We start from the raw sequence: 26,145 nt of genomic DNA on the forward strand, positions 1-26,145 counted from the left end.
ACGGGATCCCAGTGACAACGCCAAACCCAAGCGACGCGGGTTCGGGCGCGGTCGTCGCTGCGCCCTTTCCCGAGCCGCCGATCGTGCCGTTGAACCCGTGGGGGAATGCCCGGCCGCGGCTGGGGGACCGCGTATTTCGCAGGCTGTCGGAGGGCTCCGGTGTCCTGATGGTGGTGCTGGTCGCCGCGATCGGTGTGTTCTTGCTGTGGCGGGCGGTACCGGCCTTGCAGCGCAATCAAGTGAATTTTTTCACTTACGGCGGCAAATGGGTCACCACGAACACCTCGGCTATGCGATTCGGGATCCTCAATCTGCTGCAGGTGACCGCGTTGGTGTCGGTGTTTGCATTGATTCTCGCGATGCCGATCGCTCTTGGTGTGGCCATCTTCGTCACGCACTACGCGCCGCGGCGTGTTGGCGGAGTGCTGGCGTACATGGTTGATCTGCTCGCCGCGGTTCCCTCGATCATCTACGGCGTGTGGGGTCTGTATGTGCTCGCACCGCAGCTGCGGCCCGTCGCAACCTGGCTCAACCACACCATGGGGTGGTGCTTTCTGTTCGCCAGTGGCAACGCGTCGGTGGCAGGCGGCGGCACCATCTTCACCGGCGGGATCGTGTTGGCGGTGATGATCCTACCGATCATCACCGCCGTTACTCGCGAAGTCTTTGTGCAGACCCCGCAGGACCAGATCGAGGCTGCGCTGGCGCTGGGCGCCACCCGATGGGAAGTCGTCAAGACGACCGTGCTGCCATTCGGGCGATCCGGATACCTCAGCGGCGCGATGCTGGGTCTGGGCCGCGCCCTGGGGGAGACAGTGGCGCTGCTGGTCATCCTGCGCGGCACCCAGACGGCGTTCGGCTGGTCGCTGTTCGACGGCGGCTCGACGTTCGCGACCCAAATCGCAGGCACAGCATCGGAATTCAACGACAAATACAAGGCCGGCGCCTACATCGCCGCGGGACTGGTGCTTTTTCTGTTCACCTTTGTGGTCGATTCGGTGGCGCGCGCTGCGGTCGCCGGAACCGGAGCCCGACGGGGCGCCCGATGACCTCGATCCTGGACCGCCCCCTCAAGCCACGGACGTTCTCGGGACCCGGCCCGCGTCGTCGAATAGCGAACGGCGCCGCGACGGTGTTGGTGACGTCGTCGACGGTGATCGCCTTGGCGCCTCTGGTTTTGGTGCTGTACACGGTGATCGCCAAGGGGTTCCGGGCGATCCTGTCCAGCGCGTGGTGGACGCATTCGCAAGCGGGTATGACGGCATTCGTGGCCGGCGGCGGCGCGTACCACGCGGTCGTCGGAACCTTGCTGCAGGGAGCGGTATGCGCCGCGATCTCCGTCCCGATCGGTCTCATGGTCGCGGTCTACTTGATCGAATACGGTGGCGGCACTCCGCTCGGCAGGCTAATCAGCTTCGTGGTGGATATCCTTACCGGTGTGCCCTCGATCGTCGCGGCGTTGTTCATCTACGCGCTGTGGGTCGCGACCCTGGGGCTGCCCCGCTCCCAGTTTGCGGTGTCGCTGGCGCTGGTGCTGTTGATGCTGCCGGTGATCGTGCGCGCGACCGAGGAGATGCTGCGGATTGTTCCGACAGACCTGCGCGAGGCCAGTTACGCGCTGGGCATTCCGAAGTGGAAAACCATTGCCCGAGTGGTGATGCCGACGGGGTTGGCGGGCATCATCACCGGCATCATGCTGGCGTTGGCCAGGGTGATGGGCGAGACGGCCCCGCTGCTGATCCTCGTCGGCTATTCGCAGGCAATCAACTTCGACATCTTCAGCGGGTTCATGGGGTCGTTACCCGGCATGATGTATGACCAGACATCGATGGGCGCGGGAGCGAACCCGATTCCCACGGATCGGCTGTGGGGCGCTGCGCTGACACTGATCCTGGTGATCGGGATCATCAATGTCGGGGCCAGGATGGTCGTGAGAATCTTCGCTCCCAAGAAGTCGTAGACAGGAAAGCACGTGGCCAAGCGGTTGGACCTCAAAGGCGTCAACATCTATTACGGGACTTTTAAGGCGGTTTCGGATGTGACGTTGTCGATTCTGCCGCGCAGTGTGACGGCGTTCATCGGCTCGTCGGGCTGCGGCAAGACGACTGTGCTGCGCATCCTGAACCGGATGCATGAGGTCGTCCCCGGCGCGCGGGTGGAGGGCATCGTGTTGCTCGACGACGAAGACATCTATGCCCCCGGCGTCGATCCGGTCGGTGTGCGCCGGGCAGTCGGGATGGTGTTTCAGCGCCCGAACCCGTTCCCCGCCATGTCGATTCGCGACAACGTGGTGGCCGGCCTGAAGTTGCAGGGCGTGCGCAATCGCAAGGTGCTCGATGATACCGCCGAATACTCGCTGCGCGGCGCGAACCTGTGGGATGAGGTCAAGGATCGCTTAGACAAGCCCGGTGGCGGATTGTCCGGCGGGCAGCAGCAGCGGTTGTGCATCGCGCGCGCTATCGCCGTACAACCCGATGTGTTGCTCATGGACGAGCCGTGCTCGTCTCTGGACCCGATCTCGACGATGGCCATCGAAGACCTGATCGGTGAATTGAAGCAGGATTACACCATCGTCATCGTCACCCACAACATGCAGCAGGCCGCGCGGGTCAGCGATCAGACTGCGTTCTTCAACCTGGAAGCCGTCGGGAAACCCGGACGGTTGGTGGAGATCGACGACACGGAGAAGATCTTTTCCAACCCGACCCAGAAAGCAACCGAGGACTACATCTCCGGGCGCTTCGGCTAAATCGGCTACCGCGCGGGTGGCGTCGCCTCGTCCTCGGGAAACTTGCCGGTTGCCTGGAAGATGACCCGCCGTGCCACTTCGACGGCGTGGTCGGCGAAGCGTTCGTAGAACCGGCCGAGCAACGTCACGTCGACGGCGGCCGCCACGCCATGCTTCCACTCGCGGTCCATCAGCACCGAGAACAAGTGCCGGTGCAGATCGTCCATCGCGTCGTCTTCCTCGCGGATCCGGGCGGCTTTCTCCGGATCGCGGGACAACACCACCTCTTGCGCGCTGTTACCCAATTCGACTGCGACTCTACCCATTTCGGAAAAATACCCGTTGACCTCTTCGGGCAGCACATGTTGGGGATGGCGGCGGCGGGCGATCTTGGCGACATGCAGGGCCAGCGCGCCCATCCGATCGATGTCAGCCACCATCTGGATGGCGCTCACGATGGCCCTGAGGTCGCCGGCGACCGGCGCTTGTAAGGCCAGCAAGACGAAAGCGCTCTCCTCGGCGCGCGCGCTGCGGGTCGCGATCTGTTCGTGATCGGAGATCACCTGCTCTGCCAGGACCAGATCGGCCTGCAACAAAGCTTGGGTTGCCCGCTCCATGGCCATACCCGCCAGCCCGCACATTTCGCCGAGCTGCTCCGATAATTCCGAGAGTTGCTCATGGTATGCGGTTCGCATGTGATCCAGCCTACGTTCTCGCCGCCGGAAAAGTCGGCCCGAGCGACGCCTGAACGGGGTTACTCGCAGCTGGTGTCGGCAGCATTGGTGACCGTCAAGTCCTCGGGCAGCTTGGTCGCCGGAGTGTTGGCGTTGCGGTCGATCTGCACACTGATCGACGAGCCGCTGGGCGGCGGAGCGGTCACCGAGCTGAAATCCGGGCCGAGCACCACTTGAACTACTTGACCAATGCCGTTGACCCGCGCGACCTTTGCGTTGGCGAACGCCGACACCACCGTAGCGGCCGCCTGCTCGTTGCCGGGCGAGAAGAACACCGTGGTCGCGTTCAGCGAATTCGGGTAGTCGTCCGGCGTCATCACGTTGAAGCCGTTGTGCTTGAGCTGGCTGGTTGCGGTGGCCGCCAGGCCGGTTTGGCCGGTCGCGTTGGAGACCTGCACCGTGACATCCTCCGGCGAGGTCGTCGTCACCTGCTCGCGCCGAGTATCGGAGGTTGCGCCCGGCGCTTTCTTGGTGGTGGACGGCGGGCCAGAGGGGCTAGAGGGCGTGGCCGTCGGCCCCGAGGCTGAGGAGGTCCCTAAACTCTGCGCGTTGTGATCGTTTTCGAGCGGCAGCGGATCGTCATTGATGATCGCGGCGAAAAGCGCCTTCATGTCGGCGGTGCGCGGCGGCTCGTCGCCGTTCTGGTCTGTCACGCCGGTCGGCACAGTAACGAACGTGATGTGCCCGGCTGCCATACCTTGCAGGGATTGGCCAAGCTGGACCAGGTCTTTGGTCTTGACATTGTCGACGTAGCTGTTGCCGATGAACATGTTCACGACATTGTTGAGCTTGTTCAGGTTGAGCAAGGTGTCCTCAGAGATCAGCGAGCGCAGCAGCGAGGACAGGAACAATTGCTGGCGTTTGATCCGGCCGTAGTCACCGTTGTTCTCGGTGGTGACCTGGCGGGCCCGCACGTAGCTCAACGCCGTTGTCCCGTTGATCACCTGGCGTCCCGAATGTTCGAGCACCGTGCCCAATTCGTAGTCCTGCAGTGGGGTGGTGCTGCACACCTCGACGCCGCCGAGCGCCTCGACCATCCGCGCGAAGCCGACGAAGTCGATGGCAATGAAACGGTTGATGCTCAAACCGGACAGCTTCTGGATTTCCTTCACCAGGCATTTCGGACCGCCGAAGGAGAACGTCGAATTCAATTTGGTCTCGGTGTAGACCATCCGGGGGCCATACTTTCCGGTCTTCTTGTCGTAGAGGGGTCCGTACTTCCCGGTTTCAGGGTCCCAGGCCTCGCATCGCATCGGGGTGATCGCCAGGTCGCGGGGGAACGACACCACCACCACGCGTTTGCGGTTCGCCGGAATGTTGACCAGCATCACGGTGTCCGATCGTGTGCCGTCGGCGTCCTGGGTGTCGCCGGCACCCATGTTGGCATTGGCCCCGGCGCGCGAGTCCATACCGACTAGCAGGAAGTCCTCATCGCCGTACTGGCCATTGGGATCGACGATGTCGCGCGACTGCGGGTCGAGCGCGCTGACGGTGTTCAGGCGGTTGTTCTTCGAGGTGCTCCATTGCCAAGCGCCGCCGGTGAGGGTCAGCGCCAGCACGGCGAACAGTGCCGCCAGCGAGCGCGCGGCCAGCAACATCGGCCGACGGCCGCGTTTGGCTTTGGGCGCCGCGTTCTCGTCAGCGTTGTCGTCGGGGTAGTTGGCGGAGCCGAGGTCGGGAAGCTCCGAGACGAGCTCAAGCGAGTACGCCGGGGTGTCGATGACCTGCGTGTCTTGCAGGTCGATGGGCATGTCCGACGCAACGTCGTGAGATTTGACATCCGCGGCCGCCTCATCGGGCTCGTCGGCCTCATCGGCCACGCGGTGATGGCTGGGCCGGTCGGCGGGCGGGGCGCCGATTTTGGCGATCAGGTCGGCGACACTGAGCGCGCCGTCGGCGTGACTTCCGCCCTTTTCGGTATCACCTCCCCGATCCTCGACGGGCGGCTCGGCCTGCCAGCGGTGGGCGTCGTCGGGCGAAGGTGCAGAAAATCGCTCCCACGGAGCAGACGCGCACCAACGATCAAGAGTGGCGTCGTGCTCGCCGTCACTCATGTCTCAGCGGCCTCCGAAACTCTCAAGCGGAAGTCAGTGTTGTCCGTGTCCGCGCCGCGCTACCGATGGGTCGCGCCGTACTTGTAGCCCTCGTGCGGCGGGATAAATCGATCCGCCACCGACGCCATCCAGCAGGCCCATATCGTACTGAGTTCTTGACGTATTCGCGATTTCGAGAGCGTTTCGGTTCAGCCACCCGAGTGCATCACGTCGGCTCCGGCCGGCACCGTGCAATCGTCCGGGTCGGCCAGCCAGCCCTCGGGCAAGGCCACGCGGGCAGGTGAACCCTGCCGGCCTCGCGGGCCGGTCGCGGCGTCCGGGAACGGGACAGCGCCGTCGAGTTGGTTCAGCAGCCCGTCGAGCTCGTCCAGCGTCTTGACCAGCGCCAGCGCTCGCCGCAACTCGGATCCCGCCGGGAAGCCGTGCAGGTACCAGCCGATGTGCTTACGGATGTCGCGCATGCCCTTGTCTTCCCCGGAGTGCGCGGCGAGTAGCGCGCCGTGCCGGCGGACGATGTCGGCGACTTCGCCGAGGGTGGGCGGGGTGGGTGGCGGGCTGCCGGTGAACGCGGCCGACAGCTCCGCGAACAGCCACGGCCGGCCCAGGCAGCCCCGGCCGATGACGACGCCGTCGCACCCGGTGGTGGCCATCATGGCCAGCGCGTCGTTGGGGTCGTAGATGTCCCCGTTGCCGAGTACCGGGATGGTGCGAACGTGCTGCTTGAGCTGGGCGATCTGTTCCCAATCGGCGCTCCCGGAATAGCGCTGCGCGGCCGTCCGGGCGTGCAGCGCGACCGCGGCGGCGCCCTCGGACTCGGCGATGCGCCCGGCGTCCAGATGGGTGTGGTGGTCGTCGTCGATGCCGATGCGGAACTTGACGGTGACCGGTATTCCGGTGCCTTCGGTCGCGCGCACCGCCGCGGCCACGATCTGGCCGAATAAACGCCGCTTGTACGGCAGCGCCGCTCCGCCGCCCCGTTTGGTGACCTTGGGCACCGGACAGCCGAAATTCATGTCGATGTGGTCGGCCAAGCCTTCGTCCGCGATCATCCTGGCGGCCGCGTAGGTGGTGGCGGGGTCGACGGTGTAAAGCTGCAGCGAGCGCGGCGACTCGTCCGGCGCGAACGTCGTCATGTGCATGGTGACAGGATGCCGCTCGACGAGTGCCCGTGCGGTCACCATCTCACAGACATACAGACCGCTGATCGTGCCGACCTGCGACTGTTCCAGTTCACGACACAGCGACCGGAATGCGACGTTCGTCACACCCGCCATCGGGGCCAGCACAACCGGGCTGGCCAGCGTGATCGGACCGATGCGCAAGGCAGGCTACCGGCGGCTCATCACCAGCTTGCCCGCGGTTTGATGCAGCTCGTATGCGGTGACCTTCTTGCCTGTGCGGGCTTCCCGCTCGAGTTGGCGGTGCTTGGACACCTCGAACTTCTCGCAGGACATCTCGAGTTCCTTGACCAGCAGCGCAAGATCATCGCGCAACTCGGCTGCCTCACCGGTGAAGTCCTCGCGCTCGAAGATGCGCCATTTCTTCAGCACGGGCATGACGACCTCGTCGAGGTGGATGCGCGGGTCGTAGACGCCTCCTACTGCGATGATCACGGCTTTGCGCCGGAACTCGGGTACCTGGAAGCCGGGCATCTGGAAGTTCCGCAGGATCATGTGCAGCGACTTCATCGCATGATTGGGAGCGAGGTCGAACGCGGCTTCGCTGACGTCGCGGTAGAAGATCATGTGCAGGTTCTCGTCGGCCGAGATCTTGGCCATCAGCTGCTCAGCGACGGGGTCATTGCAGGCCTTGCCGGTGTTGCGGTGCGAAATCCTGGTGGCCAGTTCCTGGAAACTGACGTAGAGGACGGAGTGGGTGAGGCTCTCGGCGAATAAGTCGCCTTGGCGGTTCTGACCCGGGCTGAAGCCCCGGTTGACCACTTCGATGCGAAGTTTCTCCAGCTCGGCGGGATCGACGGAACGTGTCACGACCAGGTAGTCGCGCAGCGCGATGCCGTGCCGATTCTCCTCGGCGGTCCAGCGGTTGACCCACTGGCCCCAGGCGCCGTCCATGCCCATGTTCATCGCGATCTCGCGGTGATACGACGGCAGGTTGTCTTCGGTGACCAGGTTCTGCACCATCGCTATCTGGGCGACGTCGGACAGCTTGCTCTGCTCTGGATCCCAGTCCTGGCCGCCGAGCGCATAGAAGTTCTTTCCGTCTGACCACGGGATGTAGTCGTGCGGGTTCCAGGGCTTGTGCATGCTGAGGTGTCGATTGAGGTACTTCTCGACGAGCGGTTCAAGCTCATGCAGCAGCTGTAGGTCGGTCAGCTGGGCTGACATGATCCCTCCAGTTATCTGTGTCTTTGGGTTGCAGTCAATATATCTGTGTACTCAAGTAGCATCAAGTTCCTCCCCGGCGTGGCACGCCGCAACCTCGCTCAATCGCGGGGCAGTGGCGGCAGGCTGGGGACATAAGTGGCGGCAGTGCTCATCAGCATCTCGACGCAATAGTCGATGAATTGTTCGCGCGTGGCGCCCAGCCGTCCGTTCAGGTACGCGGTGAACAGGCTCGTCAGGCCACCGATCAGGCTGGTGGCGACCATTTTCTGCAGCACCGGATCGCTGATCCGGGACAGCTTGCGTTGCAGCAGCTCGATGAAATTGGGCATCCACTCCGCGCCGGACCGGGTCAGCACCGGTTCGACCGCCGGTGCCAGTAGCAGCACGCGCCCGCGGACCGGATCGTCGACCATCAGCTCGACGAATTGTTCGACGGCTTCCCGGGGCGTTTTTGCCGACACCAGGGTCGCCATTGCTCTGGTGCACACGTCGTCGTAAACCGCGCGCACGAATTCGTCACGGTCGGAGAAGCTTTCGTAGAAGTAGCGCTCGGTCAGCGCGGCCTTACGGCATACCGCTCGAACGGTCAGCGCTGGGCCGCCGTCCTCGCCAAGCAACTGCACACCGGCGGCAATGAGGTTTTCTCGTCGGAGTGCGAGGCGACTCTCGAGTGGGACGCCGGACCAACGGCTCCGTCGTTGACCGGACGGCACTTCGCTCCCTAGACTTCAAAGTGACAACGCATGTAGTCAGAATCACGGAACTTTGTAGGAAATTGACCAGTGACTCAACATACGTCGCCACCATGCCCACTGACCAGCACCAAAGCCGATAGCGACGCGGTCCAACAGGGAGCGTCCGGTGTGGCCGGCGGTTGCCCGGTCTCCCCGCTGGGCTATGACGCACCGCCGGCCCCGCTCGGCCCAGATTCCCTGACATGGCGATACTTCGGTGATTGGCGCGGCATGCTGCAGGGCCCCTGGGCGGGATCCATGCAGAACATGCACCCGCAGCTGGGCGCGGCGGTCGAAGAGCACTCGACGTTCTTCCGTGAACGCTGGCCGCGGCTGATGCGGTCGTTGTACCCGATCGGCGGGGTTGTTTTCGACGGCGACCGTGCCCCGCTCACCGGCGCAGAGGTACGCGACTACCACACGACCATCAAGGGCACCGACGCACAAGGCCGCCGCTACCACGCGCTGAATCCCGATGTCTTCTACTGGGCACACGCCACCTTTTTCGTCGGGACCATCCATGTCGCCGAGCGGTTCTGCGGCGGCGTGACCGAAGCGCAGAAGCGCCAGCTGTTCGACGAACACGTCGAGTGGTATCGCATGTACGGCATGAGCATGCGACCGGTGCCGGCGTCCTGGGAGGAATTTCAGGAGTACTGGGATCACATGTGCCGCAACGTGTTGGAGAGCAACTTCGCGGCACGTGCCGTGCTCGATCTGACCGAACTGCCCAGACCCCCGTTCGCCCAACGGGTTCCGGATTGGATATGGGCTGCGCAGCGCAAATTGTTGGCCCCGTTCTTCGTGTGGCTGACCGTCGGTCTCTACGATCCGCCGGTGCGCGAGCTGATGGGTTACCGGTGGTCGCGACGCGACGAATGGCTGCACCGGCGCTTCGGCAAGATCGTGCGGCTGATCTTCGCCTTCGTTCCGCGCCGGTACCAGAAGCACCCGCGGGCGCGCGCCGGCTGGGATCGTGCCGTCGGGCGGATCCCGGCCGACGCCCCGTTAGTGCAGACGCCCGCGCGCAATCTGCCGCCGCTGGACGAGCGCGACAACCCGATGCACTACTGCCCCAAGGTCTGACGGGGAGCGGCCCTGGCGCTCGGCATTTACGCGTGGCTGTGGCTGTGCGCCTCTTCCAGGCCCGCCTGGTGCACGTGCTGATGAGTGTGCTCAGTCCCGTCGGCGTGGGCGTGGGGGTGCTCGTGGGTGACGTGGTCGTGCGCATGCGTGGTGTGTGCGTGCGTGTGAGCCGCTTGGCCGTGCTGGTGCTCGTGCGCGTGCGGCGCGTCGTGGGTGTGCTGATCGGACATGATTGTCAACTTTCTCTGCGAAATATGTCGTTTCTCTTGTGGATTCAGTTCGCCTGGGGTGCAGGCGCCGAATCGGCTGCGGCCTTCAGGGCCTTCAGCCCGCCGTCGGGCCGGTGATGACGGGGAACCCCGGGACCGGCGTGCTCGGCGTTGAAGACGGCATCGATGACGAGCTGGCGCACGTGCTCGTTTTCCAGGCTGTAGAAGATGGTGGTCCCGTCCCGGCGGGTGCGCACCAGACGCGCCATCCGCAGCTTGGCCAGGTGCTGAGAGACCGACGGTGCGGGCTTGCCCACGTGCTCGGCGAGTTCGTTGACCGACATCTCGCGATGCGTCAGCGACCAGAGCACCTGCACGCGGGTGGCGTCGGCCAGCATCCGGAAAACCTCGACCACCAGACCGGCCTGATCATCGGGCAACCGCCCTTCACTATTACCTGCATGCATACGCAGATAATAGCCGAAGCGCCGACGGCGCTGTCAACAGTGAGGTGTAGTCCCGAGCTGGAAGGTCGCCGCTGTGGTATTAACTAGACAGTCTATATTTATCCGGTGGTTTCGGGATGGGGAAGAACCATGGCGCGCTCCGATAGTGATCGCTGGGATCTCGCGACGAGCGTCGGGGCGACGGCGACCATGGTCGCCGCCCAGCGGGCGCTTGCTTCCGACGCAAAGTTCATCGACGACCCCTACGCCGCGCCGTTGGTGCGTGCCGTCGGAATAGATGTCTATGTTCGTCTGGTCAACGGCGAGATTCCCGTCGGCGGGGATTCCGAATTCGATCCAGACCGAATGGCCCAGGGGATGGCCTGCCGCACTCGGTTTTACGACAACTTCTTCCTCGATGCGGCACGGAGCGGCATTGGCCAGGTGGTGATCGTCGCGTCGGGTCTCGATGCGCGCGCCTACCGTCTGCCGTGGCCGGCGGGCACCGTGGTCTACGAAGTCGACATGCCCGAGGTGATCGAGTTCAAGACCCTGACCCTGGGTGATCTTGGCGCTGAGCCGACGGCCGAGCGGCGCACCGTCGCGGTCGACTTGCGCGACGACTGGGCCACGGCGTTGCAGGCCACCGGATTCGACCCGAAGGCTCCGGCCGCCTGGAGTGCCGAAGGATTGCTGGTCTACCTGCCCGACGAAGCTCAGGATGCGCTGTTCGACAACATCACCGCTTTGAGTGCGCCCGGCAGTCGGCTGGCCTTTGAATTCGTGCCCGACACTGCGGTTTTCGCCGACCCGCGATGGCGCGCACACCATGACCGGATGAGCGAACTCGGATTCGAAGTCGATTTCAATGATCTGGTCTATCACGGCCAGCGCGGTCACATCATCGACTACCTGAAGCAGCGTGCCTGGCAAGTCTCGCCCTACACGGTCGCAGAGCTGCACGCGGCAAACGGCTTCACCTATCCCGACGACGACGTAGCAAAGGCCTTCGCCGACGTGACCTACAGCAGCGCGGTGCTCGCGCGATAAGCCGTCCTAGTGGCTCCGATTGGCTCCTATTGGCGGAGCAAGTCGTCCTTCATGCGGCCGGTGAGCATTTCCTGAAAGACGGAACGGGCCGGATCGTATAAGGCTTGATACGTCGAGAGCAGTTCGTCCCGGCGGTATTCAGGAATGGAGCCGCTGGGCGTCCAGAAGCTGTCGATATCCATCAGGAAGTATGGGCCGGCTTGGACCGGGGTGACGCGGCGCAGGTGGTAATTCGCATCAAGCGCCTGACCGAAACCCGGACCATAGCGAACGACGAGCGACTTACCCGGTTGTGGCTCGCGGTAGACGGCGGCACCCTGCCACTCGGTGAGGAACAGACCGGCGGGAGCGAGACGCTCCGGCCCGAGCAGCGGCTCCGCGATCCAGTTGCTCCACTCGACACGGCCGTCGACCCCCACGGGAACCCGGATCTCGAGGACATAGCGCAGGCCGATGCGCTCCACTCCGACCAGGGACGAGACCTGTGCGCGGGCGTCCACGACGTGCATCGCAATGTCGCGCAAGGCCTCGAAGGTGGTGTAGTTGGTGGTCTCGATGACGACCGCTTGACTCTTGATCGAGGCGGCCAACGTGTTGTCGCGGTTGACGAAGCGGACGAAGCGCTCCGCGGTTGGCGTTGGGGCGGCACCGGGGGCGACCATTCCCCAACTCATGTCCTGGGCCTGCCGTTCGATCGGCAAGCTGTCAGCGAGCAGGTGTTTCAGCTCTCGGTTGGTCGACTCGGTCAGGGAATCCGTTGCAGGGTGACGGATTTCCATCGTGACCAAAGCGACGGGCGCGGCGACGGATGGAGCCACGGGCGCGGCAGCGGGCGGGGTGGGGTAGACGTCGTCCTCATTCATCTCGGGAAGCATAGCCATGCCGATGGACACCGAAACGGGCCGCCACGATCAAGCCACGCCGAGCTATGTCGTCCGGCGAGCGTGTTAAGAATCAGCCGAAGTAACTGTCACGCACCAGACGACACGCTGTCAGGCGTAACCCGAAGCCGACAGTCGAGCATCGGCCGAGGTCATACTCGGTTTTCAGTGCCCCCAGCAGGGCTCGAACCTGCGACCTGCGGATTAAAAGTCCGTAGCTCTACCAACTGAGCTATAGGGGCCGTGGAGATTCAGAATACTGTGTTGGAAACGACGCTCGTTTGAGGATTAGGCTTGGCGTGACCTAAGCTGACGTGGCTCCCAATGACCACGTTGCGAGTACCCCGGAGAGATTCGGTTCTGGCCCCCTTCGTCTAGCGGCCTAGGACGCCGCCCTTTCAAGGCGGTAGCGCGGGTTCGAATCCCGTAGGGGGTACTGCGACGCGGCGACGCGGAGCAGCAGAGCAAGGCCCTGTGGCGCAGTCGGTTAGCGCGCCGCCCTGTCACGGCGGAGGTCGCGGGTTCGAGTCCCGTCAGGGTCGCCAATACGGCGAGGCACACGCTGCCTTCCGGCCAGGTAGCTCAGTCGGTACGAGCGTCCGCCTGAAAAGCGGAAGGTCGGCGGTTCGATCCCGCCCCTGGCCACCACCATCAGTGCAGGTAATGGGCTCAGATCCACCACTCGACATAACCCGTGACCGGACCTTCGGCCCTTTCGTGCGGCCAATACGGCCAAGTCGCGGATTGGCCGCACGGCGGAAGATCGCTCGCCACGTCACGCCCAAGAACTTCCTCAGGCCGCTTTTCAAACGAGCACTTGTCAGGCGACGACTACTCGGGATCGCTCGCCAACCACATCGCAAAAGGCGAAAACGCGGTCGTGCGGCCATTGCCCAGAGGTAAGTCTCGCCGCCGACGACTCTGGCCGGCGGGCCAGCGACCGCCAGCGCCGGACCCTCAATGTAGCCAATCCATCACCGTCACTGCACACACTTACGCCGACCTCTTTGACGACGAGCTGGACCATATCGCAATGGCGCTCGACACTCTCTGAGCGACTTCTAGCAAGGCGTGGCCCATCGCTTTCCGGAGCAGGGCGTAACACGGTTCGCTTGTTACCGTTTATTCACCGCCAATGCCTGAGAAATGACCGGAATCAGCCTCGCCGCATAGGACATGTCGAGCGGTGAAACTACTTGGCCCACAAGGAAAGAAGGGCAATTATAGGCGTTGTCGAGATTCGGCTATCGGTAATCCGTTGGTCGCGGGTTCGAGCCCCGCCCGCCCCACACATAACATGTATGACCTCGGCTGATGGCCGACATTTCACTTTCGGGTGATGCCTGAAAGTGTTTCGGCTGATCCTTGACACTCCCTAGATCAGGGAGTTGAGCCACCGCCCCATCCGACGGCCGCCTGACTACGAATCAACCCGTAGCACCCCTGTCTGTAGCCTGTCCGCACTTCGAACCGCTAAGGACCTCATCAGTGCCCGCCGCAACAGCCGTCCATTTCTTCCTCGAACTGGCCGTCATCCTGGCAACTTGCCGTTTCGTCGGGCTGGTGTCGCAACGCTTAGGACAACCGCAAGTCGTCGGCGAAATGCTTGCCGGAGTGCTTCTGGGTCCCTCACTGCTAGGCCGGATAGCGCCCGGCGTGCAACATCACCTATTCCCGCCGGGACAAGCAAACGTCGTGCTGTACACCACGGCGCAGATCGGCCTGGTGCTTTACATGTTTCTCATCGGGCTCAACTTCGACGTCAACCTCATCAAACATCGGGTCGGCACCGCGGCGGCCGTCTCGGCAGCAGGCATCCTGACGCCGCTCGCTCTGGGAGCGCTTGTCGCTAAGCCCCTCTTGGCAGGTGGAATTTTCTTCGAAAAAGGCGTCACACTCGGCATGGCGATGATGTTCCTGGGCGCGTCGATCGCGACCACCGCTTTCCCCATGCTCGCGCGAATCATTTTCGAACAGAGGCTTTCCGGAACGCCTCTGGGCACGCTCGCCTTGACATGTGGTGCAACCGACGATGCGCTGTCCTGGTGCCTTCTGGCAATAGTGCTCGCTATCCACCGAGGTAAGCCGGCGTTGGCCGTCATAGCGATAGTCGGCGGAGCCCTATATACATTGCTGCTTCTCACGGTCGGGCGGAAGGCATTATATGTCTTGGGCCCATTAGCGGAACGCCGCAAAACGATCACCACGCCCATGCTCAGCACAATCCTTGTTTTGGTCATGATGTGCGCCTGGTTCACGGACACCATTGGGATCTACGCCATATTCGGCGCATTCATGCTCGGTGTTGCCATGCCATCGGGCTTCTTCGCGCAACACCTCACCGCTCAACTTGAGCCGATCGTAACGACGTTTCTCTTGCCTCTTTTCTTCGTCTATTCCGGGCTGAACACGCAAATCGGCTTGGTGAACAGCCTGACATTGTGGGCGGTGACACTGGGAATACTCGTGATATCCATCGCGGGGAAAGGGATAGCGTGCACAATAGCCGCACGGCTGAACAAGGTCCCGCTCCGCGAATCTGTCGCGCTAGGTTCGTTGATGAATGCCCGCGGCTTAATTGAACTCATTCTTCTCAACATCGGGCTTGAAGCTGGCATCATCACTCCTAGGCTGTTCACCATCCTGGTCTTCGTTGCGATCGTCACCACACTGATGGCCACTCCGATATTCGAACTCGTTTATGGGCGACGCCGCGTAGACGAGCCTTCCGCCGTAAGCGAGCAACGAACTACAGATCTTGACGGCTCTTCCGCACTCGGAGCACGGGTACCAATCAAGTGAGGTTGTGCAACGTAGTAAGCGGCGCAGCTCACAGACGATGGACACCGGCATCGCTGCTGTTCTGTCTGACGCTGCTGCGTCTGAACGTCGGTCGTTGGCCGTCACCTCGCACTCGCGGTTCGACCAGCCCCCAACGCCGTCGAGTGCTGCGCAAACGCGCCACAGCGATCAGACGAAGAACGAAGGTAACAGCCGAGTTGGCCAACCACTCACATGGAGTGTTTCTCCGCGCGCCGACTCTGTGGAGATGCGCTTCTCCGCTTGCCAGGCAGCTGATTGCGTGTAAATTCTTAACTATTAAATATCTTAACGGACTGACTCGGGGAGCGGGACACGTGGACTTACGAACGCAGCTGGCGCAACTGAGCCCGGAGGCGCGACATGCTTTGGCGCATAAGATAAAGACTCACCTGTTGGATGCCGACACCGCCGCCGCGGATCACGATGTCACCATCGTCGGAGGTGGCGTGGCGGCTTTCACTCTTGCGCTGGAGATTCGCAGCAAGCGCCCTCGAACGCGCATCCTGATCATTCAGCCAAACCCGCACCCGGTACCCGAGATTACCCACACGGTCGGAGAATCGACAGTCGAGATCTCCGCGCTCTACCTGCGGGATCGCATCGGATTGGGTGACCATTTGCACACCGCACAGATTCGCAAAATGGGTTTGCGAATGTTTTTCTCACACGACGGAAACACCGATATCACCCAGCGGACGGAGCTCGGCAGCTCCGCTTTTATACCTCAGGTAACTTATCAAATCGACCGCGGCAGGTTAGAGAACGAGCTCCACCGACGTTGCCTGTCGAATGGCGTCGAAATCGCCTCAGGCCGCGTCAGATCTGTTGATTTTGGTTTTGGCGGCGATCGTTCACACACCATCTCCTTCCAAAGCGGGGACACAATCACTCAGACGACAGCTCGCTGGGTGGTCGACGCATCGGGACGAAACCGGACGCTTTCTCGACAATTGGACTTGAAGCGCGCCAACGAACACAACTGCAATGCCGTTTGGCTGCGTGTCGCGGCTGAGATCGACATCGGCCAGTGGAGCGACGACCCAAGGTGGCAGTCGCGGATCATCGAGGGCGACCGTGCGCTATCCACCAATCATCTGATGGGCGAGGGTTATTGGGTCTGGCTCATTCGACTCGCGTCCGGAGCGACTAGCGTCGGCATTGTTGCCGACCCAGCTGTTCACGAGTTCGATCGTTTCAACACGCTCGCCAAAGCCCGATCGTGGCTTTGCGAGCACGAACCGCAGTGCGCTGCGGTCCTCGCGAAGCATGAGCACCTGATCAAAGACTTCAGGGTGATGAAAAAGTACAGTCACGGCGCCGCCAAAGTATATGACGGCCGCAACCGGTGGTGTCTGACCGGAGACTCCGGGGTTTTTCTAGACCCCCTGTATTCGTCGGGGCTGGACTTGATCGCGATCGGTAATGGACTCATCACCGACATGATCGCCCGTGAGCTCGATGGCGAAGATGTCGTCGCGCGGTCCGGGATCAGCGATTCGCTATTTCGATCCCTTACCGATATGTGGCTTGCCGTCTATTGCAATCAGTACACGCTGATGGGGTCGCCGCCCGTGATGTCGGCAAAAGTGATTTGGGACATCGCGTTTTACTGGGGTTTTCTGGGACTGCTTTACAGCAACGGTCGGTTCGTCAGTGTCGCGGACGACCCCGAGGTTGTGCCACACCTAGAAGGGCTCATCGACCTCAGTAACCGCATGCAGAAATTCTTCCGAGAATGGGCCGCGATTGAAGGCGCGCAACCCTCGGGCCGCTTCATCGACCTCTACTCGCCACTGAATTTCATGGTGACGCTACACACCGCGATGATTGGAAAGGCCCCCGACTTCACCGCGAGATTCGACGCGAACGCCCGGTTGCTCCGTCAGGTAGCAGGCCAGTTGATCGAAACCGTAGTTGCAGAAAAAAGCAACAGATTTTTCGACGACGATGCCGTGCGGCAGGTGCAGGCGTGGCAACGAGACTCTCTGTTGCGAGAACTCCGATCCGTCTACCGCCACGAGCAAACCCGCAATCCGATCAGCCAAGATTGGATTCTCACCACCACGCCTGAACTCGAATTCCGTTGAAAAAGCAAAGGATTCACGCCAGCTCGCGTCTGGCCGCACCGCGCAACAGTAGTCGGCGCCATCTGCTGCCGCAGGCTGAATCACACGACCTCGTTGTCGGGTCAGCGACGAGGTCGCTTGCGCACGCAGGCCTCAACCTGGCCGCCTCCCGAAGATGGTAAGAGCTCTCACGGGTCGGCGAGCGGGCGATCGTGGTGCGACCTATGGCCGAATGACTTCGCGCGGCTGTGTCAAGCAAAGTGGATCGAAAGGTCCGAATTTGCATCAATCGGTCATGGAACGAATCCCCCTGCGGCGATTCAGCGAGAACTCCTGACAGGTTTAGTAGGGCGAAAGGATGGACATGCTTGCCGAACAAGGCACTCGCAAGCCCCTGGCGATCGTCGGAATTGGGTGTCACTTTCCAGGCCGTGCCCATACTCCGGACAGCTACTGGAGCCTGCTGTGCAGTGGAACCGACGCCACGTGCTCGGTCCCTGATACACGCTGGAACGCCGCGAAATACTACGACCCGAATCCGGCGAAAGTCGGCAAGATGGTGACTCGTCGAGGCGGGTTCCTCAGTGAGATTGATCAATTCGACCCCCAGTTCTTCGGTATATCCCCCCGAGAAGCGAACCTCCTTGATCCGCAGCAGCGCCTTTTGCTGCGGACCACGTGGGAGGCTTTGGAGGACGGCGGTATACCCGCAGATAGCTTGGCCGGTACTGAGGTCGGTGTCTTCGTCGGCGGTTTCACCCTCGACTATCAACTCTTACAGAATCAGGGTCGCACCAGCCGCTACCGCCTGAAGAACCACTCCGCCACCGGAATGATGATGACGATGCTGGCGAACAGGATCTCGTACTCATTCGACTTCCGCGGGCCGAGTATGACAATCGACACGGCGTGCTCAAGCTCTCTCGTCGCGGTACACCTTGCGGCGCTGAGCATCTGGAACGGCGAATGCGGTCTCGCGCTTGCCGGCGGCATCAATATCATGATCGGCCCCAACACAGCTATCGCCGAATCAAAGAGTGGATTCCTCAGTCCGGACGGGCGCTGCAAGGCCTTCGACGAATCCGCGGACGGTTATGCACGCGGAGAAGGTGGCGCGGTCGTCGTCATCAAACCTCTCGAGCAGGCGCTACGCGATGGCGACGAAATCTACGCGCAGATCCTTGGCACAGCGGTCTCACAAGACGGTCACACCGACAGCATCACCGTGCCCAGCGCGGAGGCGCAAGAATCAGCGATCAAAACAGCCCTGCGGCGAGCGGGCGTTCACCCCGACGAAGTCGGATATGTGGAGGCGCACGGCACCGGAACGCCGGTCGGCGACCCCGTCGAGGTCCGGGCCCTCGCCAATGCGCTCGCTTCAGACCGGCCGGCAGCAAACCCGCTGCTGATCGGATCGGTCAAGACCAACATCGGCCACCTCGAGGCCGGCGCAGGTGTGGCCGGACTGATCAAAACAGCGTTGGTGCTCAAATACGGGTATATCCCGGCGACCCTGCATTTCAAAAACCCTAGCGGCCAAATTCCGCTCGGAGACTTGAGTATTGACGTTCCACGAACTGGTCGCCAGTTTCCCGATTGCAAGCGACGCATCGCGGGCGTCAACTCTTTCGGCTTCGGCGGCACCAATGCCCACGTCGTGCTCGCTGAACCCCCCGCCCCGGTCCGCGTCCCGAACCAGTCTCAGCACCTGCCGCTGGCCGTGTTGCCGATCTCGGCGCGCACAGAGGAAGCGGTAGCAGCGACGGCCCACCGGTTGGCCGAGTACGTGAGCGCTCACTCCGACGTCACCTTGCCAGATCTCGGCTATACGCTCAGTCAACGACGCGCTCACCTGAACTATCGCCGCACCATCGTGGCGGACAGCATTGCCGACCTGCGAGACCAGCTTCAAGCCCTCACCGACGGCGGGCAGATCCGGGCGGGCAGCACAGACCCCACAGCGCCCAAATTGGCATTCGTCTGTACCGGCATGGGACCACAGTGGTGGAGGATGTGCCGCGGACTGCTTGACGTCTATCCCGCTTTCACCGAAAGCATTCTGAGCAGCGATCGTGAGCTATCTCGTTACACGAACTGGTCTTTGGTCGACGAACTTCGACTCGATGAAGACCGATCTCGTATGGCGGAAACCCATGTTGCGCAACCCGCTAACTTCGCCATTCAGGTAGCGCTCGCTGAACAGCTCAATCAGTTCGGTATCAGGCCTGACGCAGTGATCGGACACAGCGCCGGTGAAGTGGCCGCCCATTATCTCGCCGGTGTCCTGACCTTCGAACAAGCGATTCGAGTGATTTATCATCGAAGTCGCCTGCAGCAACGCACACGCGGAATGGGCCGCATGCTCGCGGTGGGCTCCAGCGCCGAGTCGCTGATGGAAACGATCGACGGCGGAACGCTCGATGACGTCGGACGAAGGGTATCCATCGCAGCAATCAACAGTCCGTCAGCAGTTACCCTCGCCGGCGACAGCGACGTTCTTGACAAGATCTCCCGCCAATTGGACGAGTTCGGGATCTTCAATCGGTTCCTCTCCGTGCAGGTGCCGTATCACACCCATTACATGGACGCCTTGAAGGATGACCTCTGCAGCGCCTTAGAAGGGCTCTCTTCGGATGCGGCGGCGATCCCGCTGTACTCCACTGTGACCGGCGAACGGTTGGACAGTTACGCCGCCGGTGCAGCGTACTGGTGGCAAAATACCCGTGCGACAGTCCTGTTCGAACCCGCGATGCGCCAAATGCTCGATGACGGATACACCCACTTCGTCGAGCTGGGCCCGCATCCTGTTCTGGCGGCATCGATTGCTGAGATCGCCGGAAGCCAAAGGGCGAACGTTGTCGTCGTGGCGAGCCAGCGACGCAATGAAGACGACAGCCGTACGCTGCTGAACTGCGTTGGCACACTTCACTGCAACGGGCACACGATCGCGTGGGACGCTTTATACCCCCGAGAAGGGGCGCGACTGCTGAAGCTCCCGCTATACCCTTGGCAATCCAAGCGCTTTTGGAACGAAACCCAAGAAGCGGCGGAAGACTTGCATTACAACCCGGTGCATCCGCTGCTGGGACAAGCGGTGAGCGCCGTGCACCCGACCTGGGAAGTCGAGTTGAGCACGGCCATCGTCCCCTTCCTTGCGGATCACGAGGTGCAGGGAACCGTTCTCGTACCGGGGGCGGTGTTCATCGAAATGGCCCTGGCGGCCGGGACAGCTGCCTACGGGTCAACAGACCACAGCGTTGACAACCTGACCTTGAAGCGCGCCCTCATCCTCGACGAAACCTGCGACCCCATAGTCAGGACTATGCTCAACCGGGACACAGGCGCATTGGAATTCGCCGCGTTCACAGCAACAGCTGCCGGGGACCTGAATTGGACAATAACGGCGACGGCAGAACTCAACACACTGTCAAAATCGCCTGGCCGCCGCGATACCACAAGTGGCGCAGAGCAGGTCACCACAATCACGGGTGACGAGTTCTACGGCCGCGCCCGAGCCGCCGGGTTCGCCTACGGAGACGCGTTCCAGACCATCACGGATATCACTTCCGGAGATGGTTGGGCGACAGCCCGAATAGCCAGCCCTGCGCAGATCACCGACGAACTGGCTACCTACCGATTCCACCCGGCGCTCATCGACGGAGCTTTCCAGACACTGCTCGGCACACCACTTTTCGGGGACGACGCAAACAGCGGCCCCTACCTACCCACTCGAATCCGACGAAGTGCCATCTACCGTTCGCCCGAAGAAACCATGACCGCCTACGCGCGCGTCGTATCGGCCACTAGAGACGAGATCGAAAGCGACATAACGCTAACGACCGACGAGGGGGAGCCGGTCGCCGTCTTCACCGGCTTCACCGTGCAATCACTGAGCGCCTCATCTCGCATGTCGCCCGAGCGGCTGGACAAGGGACTCTATGAGATTCACTGGATCGCGAACTCCGACATCCAGCCGGATTGGCGTGAGAACGCGACGTCGCCAGACAGCTTGTCCTGGCTCGTCTGCCTCGACACCAACGGTGTTGGGGCAACGCTCGCGGAGCAACTGCATCGCAGCGGCCAACGTGTCCGAACAGTCGCCTACCGACCCGTCAACGCGCTGACCGAAATCGACGGCGGGTACGCGCTGGACCCGCGACAACCTCAGCAACTATGCCAGTTGCTCGAAACGCACGTCGAAAAAGAAGGCGGCCTCGCAGGCATCGTCAGCTGCTGGCCGCTGGACATGTGCGCCCACGGCGATAGCCAATCATTGCACTCAGGGCCAACGGTGAATCCAAGTCCAGGCGACAAGCGGGTGGTTACCGACGCCGCCGAGACGGACCGCCTGACAGGTGTCTTCGCGATTCTTCATCTTGTCAAAGCCTTGGCTGACCACGACACCATCCAGCCCCGCCTCTATTTGGTTACCGCCAAAGCGCAACCGGCACTTGGAACCGAAGCGCTGGCCGTGGAACAGGCGGCCATCTGGGGGCTCGGCCGTGTCGTCGGCCAGGAATTCGTCAAGCAGTGGGGAGGACTTATCGACATCGATGACGCCGACGACCGCGTTGAGACTGCAGGGCGCATCTGCCGGCACGTTCTGGCTGATGACCCCGAGGATCAGATCGCGATCCGCGGTCGAACGACGTTTGTTCCGCGTCTCCGCTCAAGCAAGAGCTTAACCACAGCCTTCCCAACCAAACTCACGCCTGATGCCACCTACGTCGTCACCGGTGGAGCCGGAGCCCTCGGCCGCATCGTGGCCACATACCTTGCAGAACGCGGGGCACGTCATATTGCCCTGCTGTGCCGCCGCGAGATCCCACCGAGAAGCCGCTGGTCGCTGCTACCACGCGATGACGTGCTCTATGCAATCGTCGAGACGATACAGAAGATTGAACAGCTCGGTGCTCGAGTGATCACCAGCAGTGTCGATATCACGGACGCCGACCAGGTGAAAACGTGGTTGAGTGACCACACCCGACAGGGAGGCCGACCAGTACGTGGAGTTGTCCACGCCGCAGGATCCGTCGACGACCAACTCCTGGTGAACATGACCGAAGCCGCTTTCACCAAAGTCATGGCTCCCAAAATCACTGGTACTCGCGTGCTCCACAAGGCTTTTGAAGGGCACGATCTGGAATTCTTCGTCATGTTCGGTTCCGCAGGCTCGGTCATCGCCTCGCCCGGTCAAGGCAACTACGCCGCCGCTAACGCATTCCTCGACGCCTTCGCGCACTACCGACAGGCCGAGGGACTGCCAGCTCTTACTATCGGGTGGGGGCCCTGGTCGGTCGGAATGGTCGAGGAACTCGAGCTGGAGAAAATCTACGCCCAGCGAGGAATCGAGCTCATTACGCCCGCAGCGGGCACCCGCATCCTCGATCGGCTCATCAATCAAAAAACACCCAACGTCATCGCTATCAGCGCCGACTGGACGCAGGCCCGCCGTGTCGCGTTCGGTGGACGGCTGCCACCAATATTCTCCGAACTTGGCACAGCCGAAGCGTCGGCCGATCACGCCGAGTCGGAATCGTCGATACTCGAGCTCCTTTCGAGATGCCCGGAAGCCGATAGGCTCCGTGTGGTCGCAGACCAGGTCCGACAAATCGTCGCCGCAGTCTTTGACTGCGCCGTTTCTGACGTTGGATCCGACGACAGTCTCGACGACTTCGGCTTGGACTCAATGATGGCAATGGATTTCAGAACCAGAATCAACGCAATTTTCGCGATCGACCTACCGGTGCTGGAACTGCTCAGAGGCGCAAGCATCAATTCACTGGCCGTCCGAATCCATGCCGAGCTCCAACTGGCCGGCACCGAGCCACCGGCGGTCACCGAGCAGCGATCCGACTCCACTGCCGCTGCCGACGACGTCGACCGACTGATCGAGCAATTATCTGATGCCGACCTTCGGAAGCTGCTGGCAGAACTCGAAACACAACCCAGCGAGCAGGAAACCGGAGGGCCGCACTCATGAGTAACGCACCCGCTACCTGCATGCCCTGCTACCAGAAATAGCGGAGACGCCTGGCGGCGAGCGCAGGAAGGTTCGGTCAATGGCAATGAAGCATGCGGATCAGTCGTTGGCGGTCCACGTCCGAGGTCTGACGAAGGCCTACGGGCGAATACACGCGGTACAGGACTTGGACCTCGACGTCGGCTATGGCGAGATTTTTGCGATCCTTGGTCCGAACGGAGCGGGCAAGTCGACCACCATAGAAATACTCGAGGGCCACCGGAAACGCGATTCTGGGCATGTGCGTGTTCTGGGTGAAGACCCCGGGACTGCGGGCAGGAGCTGGCGCGCCAAGATCGGCATAGTGCTGCAAGAAGCCAGCGATTTCGGGATGCTGACAGTGTCTGAAACTGCGCAGATGTTCGCGAAGTGCTACGGGAAAGCCCGACTCCCCCAGGAGCTACTGGAACTCGTCGGACTCGGCGCAGTTTCCGACTCCAAAGTGAGGAGCCTGTCAGGCGGGCAGCGCCGTCGGCTCGACGTCGCTCTCGGCATCATCGGCATGCCCCAACTGCTCTTCCTGGACGAACCGACGACCGGATTCGATCCAGAAGCCAGACGACGATTCTGGGACCTCATCAAGCTATTGGCAAACGATGGCACGACCATTCTGCTGACTACCCACTACCTCGAGGAAGCCGCCACTCTGGCAGATCGCGTCGCAGTCATCGCCCACGGCAGGGTGGCCGCAGTCGACTCGCCGGCCAAATTAACCGGATACGTGAGCTCGGCCGCGACGGTCCGGTGGATGGAGGGAGAAGAGGAGCACATGGAGGAGACAGATCACCCGACCGACTTGATCAGGAAGTGGTCGCAGGATGGCGCAGAACTGGCTCAGCTGACAGTCTCTCGACCAACCCTCGAAGACGCTTATCTGCGATTGATCGGCCAGAAATGATGAACATCTACCAGGTGGAGAATGCTTTATCGGCGCGGCACCGTGCGACAGAGTCGCAGTCACCACTTCCGTCTCCGTTGCGCATCGGGTTGTCGAGAGTCTTCCCCGAGTTGAAGATGTTCTACCGTCGGCCGGAGCAGCTGGCTCTGACATTCTCGATGCCGGCCGTGATTTGCCTATTATTGGGCTCGATTTTTTCGACCAATCTGCCGAATAGCGATACCAGCACCGGCTCAGTAATCGCGGCGAGCATCCTCGCTTACGGGATTTTCTCGACATCATTCATCAATCTTGGCATCAGTATTGCCGCCGACCGCGACACTGGCGCCTTACGGCGACTGCGTGGAACGCCGGCGACCGCAACGTCGTACTTCGTCGGAAAGATCTTTCTGGTTGCCGTCGCCAGTCTTGCCGAGGCCATCGTTCTGTTGTCAGTGGGGGTGCTCGTCTTCAAACTTCGCCTCCCTACAAGTGTTTTCGGGTGGTTCACCCTGGCCTGGGTGTTTGTCTTGGGTATTGTCAGCTGTTCGTTGTTAGGCATATTCATCAGCAACTTCGCCAGCAACGCGGTGTCGGCTGCGGTCATCACCAACGGGCCAGCGGTAGGACTCCAGTTCGTGTCGGGCACATACGTGCCGCTTCTCGCTTTGCCGACGTGGATGCTGACTGTCGGCTCTATCTTTCCAGTTAAATGGATGGCTCAAGGATTCCGGTCCGTGCTGTTGCCACCGCAAATGGTCGCCTTCGAACCGGCCGGTAGCTGGGAACATTGGCAGATATTTTTTGTTCTCACTGCATGGAGTATCGGCGGTTTAATTGCCTGCCTCACAGTTTTCCGGTGGTCGGACACAAATTGATAGAAGCCCGACTACGACCGGCAAGATCACGCGGTTCCGTCGCAGCCTGCGCGCAGAATTCTGCAAGGCGAATCTCGCAGCCGTCGTCGCGTTCCTGCTCTCCGACGATGCCGAGCGGATCAACGGGCAGATGTGGTCGATCGACGGCGGGGTGAACCTGCGCCAGTAACGCAGGCTCACCCCACAGAAACCGGTTCAGTCGGCCAGGAACGCGACCGCCTTCGGTGCGAATTCGGCGTGATACTGAAAGATCCCGCCAAGGCCGGAGTTCGGGCGGAAGCTGGAACCGGGCACGGTGCTGCCCCCACCAGTGGATCACGGCTAAATTGCCCGTATGCGCGTCATTCGCCTGTGCGGTGTAGTCCTGATGATCCTCACAGCGGGGTTGCTGCTGGTAACGCCCGCTGGCGCGCAACCGCCGTCCAAGCTCACGGATCACACACTGACAGCACCGGGGTGTTGACGGGTTCCGGTCCGGCGGCGGTCAGCTCGGCAATCGACCGGCTTTACCGCGATCGGCACATTCAACTGTGGGTGGTCTACATCGACAACTTCGCCAGGTTCAAACCCGACAACTGGGCCTGGCGAGCCCCCGATATTGAGTCCACCCGGTTTTGGAGTCGTTGTCTTCGTTCCGGATTCAGTTGATCTCGCAGGCCACCGGGTGGGTGTGACTGCACGTCGTGGTGTACTCGGCCGACGTTCGGTAACCCAGGGCCGAATGCCGGTGGCGGTGGTTGTTCTCGTGTTTGAAGTTGCCGATGACGTTCGACGACTTCGCGATCGTCATCATCATCCAGCAGGAGCCCAGGGGGTTCCGCTCGCTCAACAGACTGCACCCGGATCTGGCGCGACGGCCGGGTCGAGCAGCTGGGCTGGCCGCGGGTGCCATCGGCGCGCACAGCCACCACATGCCCTCGAACAGCGGGTCGGCGGGACGGCCGGCCGGTTCGGGTTCACCGATCGGGCGGATACCCCACGACCGGTCCGGGGTACCGATCCACGTTGCGGTGTCGACTGCGATCTCCTCGCCGGCGTCGGCGGTGTCGATCACGATCTGCCCTTTCCAGGAAGCCAATTGGGCGAACCGCTGGGCATCCAGGGTCACCCGGTTGCGTGAGCGCAGCACATGCCGCTGCTCCTGCACCACCGGGAACAGCCCCTCCCAGGTGAGGTCGACCGCCACCCCTTTGGTCTCCTCCATGATCGGAA

At 62.0% G+C, this 26,145-nt stretch carries 18 protein-coding genes, 4 tRNA genes and 2 pseudogenes; 14 read left to right on the forward strand and 10 right to left on the reverse strand.

What is annotated here, in order from left to right; genetic code table 11:
• Window positions 1–5: 5 nt before the first annotated feature.
• The 3 genes from pstC to pstB are packed head-to-tail and all read left to right on the forward strand — an operon-like array spanning window position 6 to window position 2,749.
• On the forward strand, window positions 6–1,049 hold the full coding sequence (pstC, locus tag ACLP9N_RS27970; RefSeq protein ID WP_442410433.1) for a phosphate ABC transporter permease subunit PstC: 1,044 nt from the start codon (window positions 6–8) through the stop codon (window positions 1,047–1,049).
• The gene (gene pstA, locus ACLP9N_RS27975; RefSeq protein ID WP_442410413.1) at window positions 1,046–1,960 is read left to right on the forward strand and encodes a phosphate ABC transporter permease PstA; all 915 of its coding nucleotides are present in this window, start codon (window positions 1,046–1,048) and stop codon (window positions 1,958–1,960) included. The genes pstC and pstA overlap by 4 nt, the downstream gene beginning before the upstream one ends.
• A 12-nt stretch (window positions 1,961–1,972) precedes the next feature.
• The gene (gene pstB / locus ACLP9N_RS27980; protein ID WP_442410414.1) at window positions 1,973–2,749 is read left to right on the forward strand and encodes a phosphate ABC transporter ATP-binding protein PstB; all 777 of its coding nucleotides are present in this window, start codon (window positions 1,973–1,975) and stop codon (window positions 2,747–2,749) included.
• A gap of 5 nt (window positions 2,750–2,754) precedes the next feature.
• On the opposite strand, the gene phoU is transcribed toward pstB, so the two are convergent.
• From phoU to ACLP9N_RS28005, 5 genes are all read right to left on the reverse strand, one after another.
• Window positions 2,755–3,423 carry a phosphate signaling complex protein PhoU gene (gene phoU / locus ACLP9N_RS27985; protein ID WP_442410416.1) on the reverse strand — a complete coding sequence of 223 codons (669 nt, stop codon included), beginning with the start codon at window positions 3,421–3,423 and terminating at the stop codon, window positions 2,755–2,757.
• A 59-nt stretch (window positions 3,424–3,482) separates the two neighbouring features.
• Window positions 3,483–5,516: an LCP family protein gene (locus ACLP9N_RS27990; protein WP_442410417.1), complete on the reverse strand. Its 2,034-nt coding sequence runs from the start codon at window positions 5,514–5,516 to the stop codon at window positions 3,483–3,485.
• Window positions 5,517–5,704: 188 nt separating this feature from the next.
• Window positions 5,705–6,838: a tRNA dihydrouridine synthase DusB gene (gene dusB, locus ACLP9N_RS27995; RefSeq protein WP_442410418.1), complete on the reverse strand. Its 1,134-nt coding sequence runs from the start codon at window positions 6,836–6,838 to the stop codon at window positions 5,705–5,707.
• A gap of 6 nt (window positions 6,839–6,844) precedes the next feature.
• Window positions 6,845–7,861 (reverse strand): acyl-ACP desaturase, encoded by a 1,017-nt coding sequence (locus ACLP9N_RS28000; protein WP_442410419.1) that lies wholly within the window; start codon window positions 7,859–7,861, stop codon window positions 6,845–6,847.
• A 98-nt stretch (window positions 7,862–7,959) separates the two neighbouring features.
• Window positions 7,960–8,574 carry a TetR/AcrR family transcriptional regulator gene (locus ACLP9N_RS28005; protein WP_442410420.1) on the reverse strand — a complete coding sequence of 205 codons (615 nt, stop codon included), beginning with the start codon at window positions 8,572–8,574 and terminating at the stop codon, window positions 7,960–7,962.
• A 69-nt stretch (window positions 8,575–8,643) separates the two neighbouring features.
• On the opposite strand from ACLP9N_RS28005, the gene ACLP9N_RS28010 reads away from it, so the two are divergent.
• Window positions 8,644–9,681 (forward strand): oxygenase MpaB family protein, encoded by a 1,038-nt coding sequence (locus ACLP9N_RS28010; protein WP_442410421.1) that lies wholly within the window; start codon window positions 8,644–8,646, stop codon window positions 9,679–9,681.
• Window positions 9,682–9,707: 26 nt separating this feature from the next.
• On the opposite strand, the gene ACLP9N_RS28015 is transcribed toward ACLP9N_RS28010, so the two are convergent.
• Window positions 9,708–9,911, reverse strand: a complete 204-nt coding sequence (locus tag ACLP9N_RS28015) for a zinc transporter Slc39a7 (protein WP_442410422.1) — start codon at window positions 9,909–9,911, stop codon at window positions 9,708–9,710.
• A gap of 44 nt (window positions 9,912–9,955) precedes the next feature.
• A complete protein-coding gene (locus ACLP9N_RS28020) occupies window positions 9,956–10,357 on the reverse strand; it encodes an ArsR/SmtB family transcription factor (RefSeq protein ID WP_442410423.1) in 402 nt (133 codons plus the stop codon).
• Window positions 10,358–10,486: 129 nt separating this feature from the next.
• Between ACLP9N_RS28020 and ACLP9N_RS28025 the strand changes: the two genes are divergently transcribed.
• Window positions 10,487–11,386 carry an SAM-dependent methyltransferase gene (locus ACLP9N_RS28025; protein ID WP_442410424.1) on the forward strand — a complete coding sequence of 300 codons (900 nt, stop codon included), beginning with the start codon at window positions 10,487–10,489 and terminating at the stop codon, window positions 11,384–11,386.
• A 26-nt stretch (window positions 11,387–11,412) separates the two neighbouring features.
• Here ACLP9N_RS28025 and ACLP9N_RS28030 read toward each other — a convergent pair whose 3' ends face one another.
• Both ACLP9N_RS28030 and ACLP9N_RS28035 read right to left on the reverse strand, forming a co-directional pair.
• The gene (locus ACLP9N_RS28030) at window positions 11,413–12,261 is read right to left on the reverse strand and encodes a TIGR04255 family protein (protein WP_442410434.1); all 849 of its coding nucleotides are present in this window, start codon (window positions 12,259–12,261) and stop codon (window positions 11,413–11,415) included.
• A 175-nt stretch (window positions 12,262–12,436) separates the two neighbouring features.
• Window positions 12,437–12,509 (reverse strand) — tRNA-Lys (locus tag ACLP9N_RS28035).
• Window positions 12,510–12,630: 121 nt separating this feature from the next.
• Here ACLP9N_RS28035 and ACLP9N_RS28040 point away from each other — a divergent pair.
• The 9 genes and pseudogenes from ACLP9N_RS28040 to ACLP9N_RS28080 all read left to right on the forward strand — a co-directional run.
• A tRNA-Glu gene (locus tag ACLP9N_RS28040) sits at window positions 12,631–12,703 on the forward strand.
• 32 nt (window positions 12,704–12,735) lie between these two features.
• Window positions 12,736–12,812, forward strand: a tRNA-Asp gene (locus ACLP9N_RS28045).
• A 26-nt stretch (window positions 12,813–12,838) separates the two neighbouring features.
• Window positions 12,839–12,915: transfer RNA gene (locus tag ACLP9N_RS28050), tRNA-Phe, on the forward strand.
• Between the two features lie 840 nt (window positions 12,916–13,755).
• On the forward strand, window positions 13,756–15,069 hold the full coding sequence (locus ACLP9N_RS28055; RefSeq protein ID WP_442410425.1) for a cation:proton antiporter domain-containing protein: 1,314 nt from the start codon (window positions 13,756–13,758) through the stop codon (window positions 15,067–15,069).
• 335 nt (window positions 15,070–15,404) lie between these two features.
• The gene (locus ACLP9N_RS28060; RefSeq protein WP_442410426.1) at window positions 15,405–17,177 is read left to right on the forward strand and encodes an NAD(P)/FAD-dependent oxidoreductase; all 1,773 of its coding nucleotides are present in this window, start codon (window positions 15,405–15,407) and stop codon (window positions 17,175–17,177) included.
• Window positions 17,178–17,520: 343 nt separating this feature from the next.
• Complete coding sequence (locus ACLP9N_RS28065) at window positions 17,521–23,139, forward strand: type I polyketide synthase (protein WP_442410427.1); 5,619 nt, start codon at window positions 17,521–17,523, stop codon at window positions 23,137–23,139.
• 85 nt (window positions 23,140–23,224) lie between these two features.
• A complete protein-coding gene (locus ACLP9N_RS28070) occupies window positions 23,225–24,076 on the forward strand; it encodes an ABC transporter ATP-binding protein (RefSeq protein ID WP_442410435.1) in 852 nt (283 codons plus the stop codon).
• Entirely contained in the window at window positions 24,076–24,933 is an 858-nt protein-coding gene (locus ACLP9N_RS28075; RefSeq protein WP_442410436.1) for an ABC transporter permease, read from the forward strand. Before ACLP9N_RS28070 ends, ACLP9N_RS28075 begins: the two co-directional genes overlap by 1 nt.
• Window positions 24,934–25,267: 334 nt before the next feature.
• Window positions 25,268–25,521, forward strand: a pseudogene (locus tag ACLP9N_RS28080) (TPM domain-containing protein); the annotation flags it as partial.
• Window positions 25,522–25,819: 298 nt separating this feature from the next.
• On the opposite strand, the pseudogene ACLP9N_RS28085 reads toward ACLP9N_RS28080, so the two are convergent.
• Window positions 25,820–26,145, reverse strand: a pseudogene (locus ACLP9N_RS28085) (hypothetical protein); the annotation flags it as partial.

The organism is Mycobacterium sp., from assembly GCF_052144515.1.
Lineage (GTDB): Bacteria > Actinomycetota > Actinomycetes > Mycobacteriales > Mycobacteriaceae > Mycobacterium.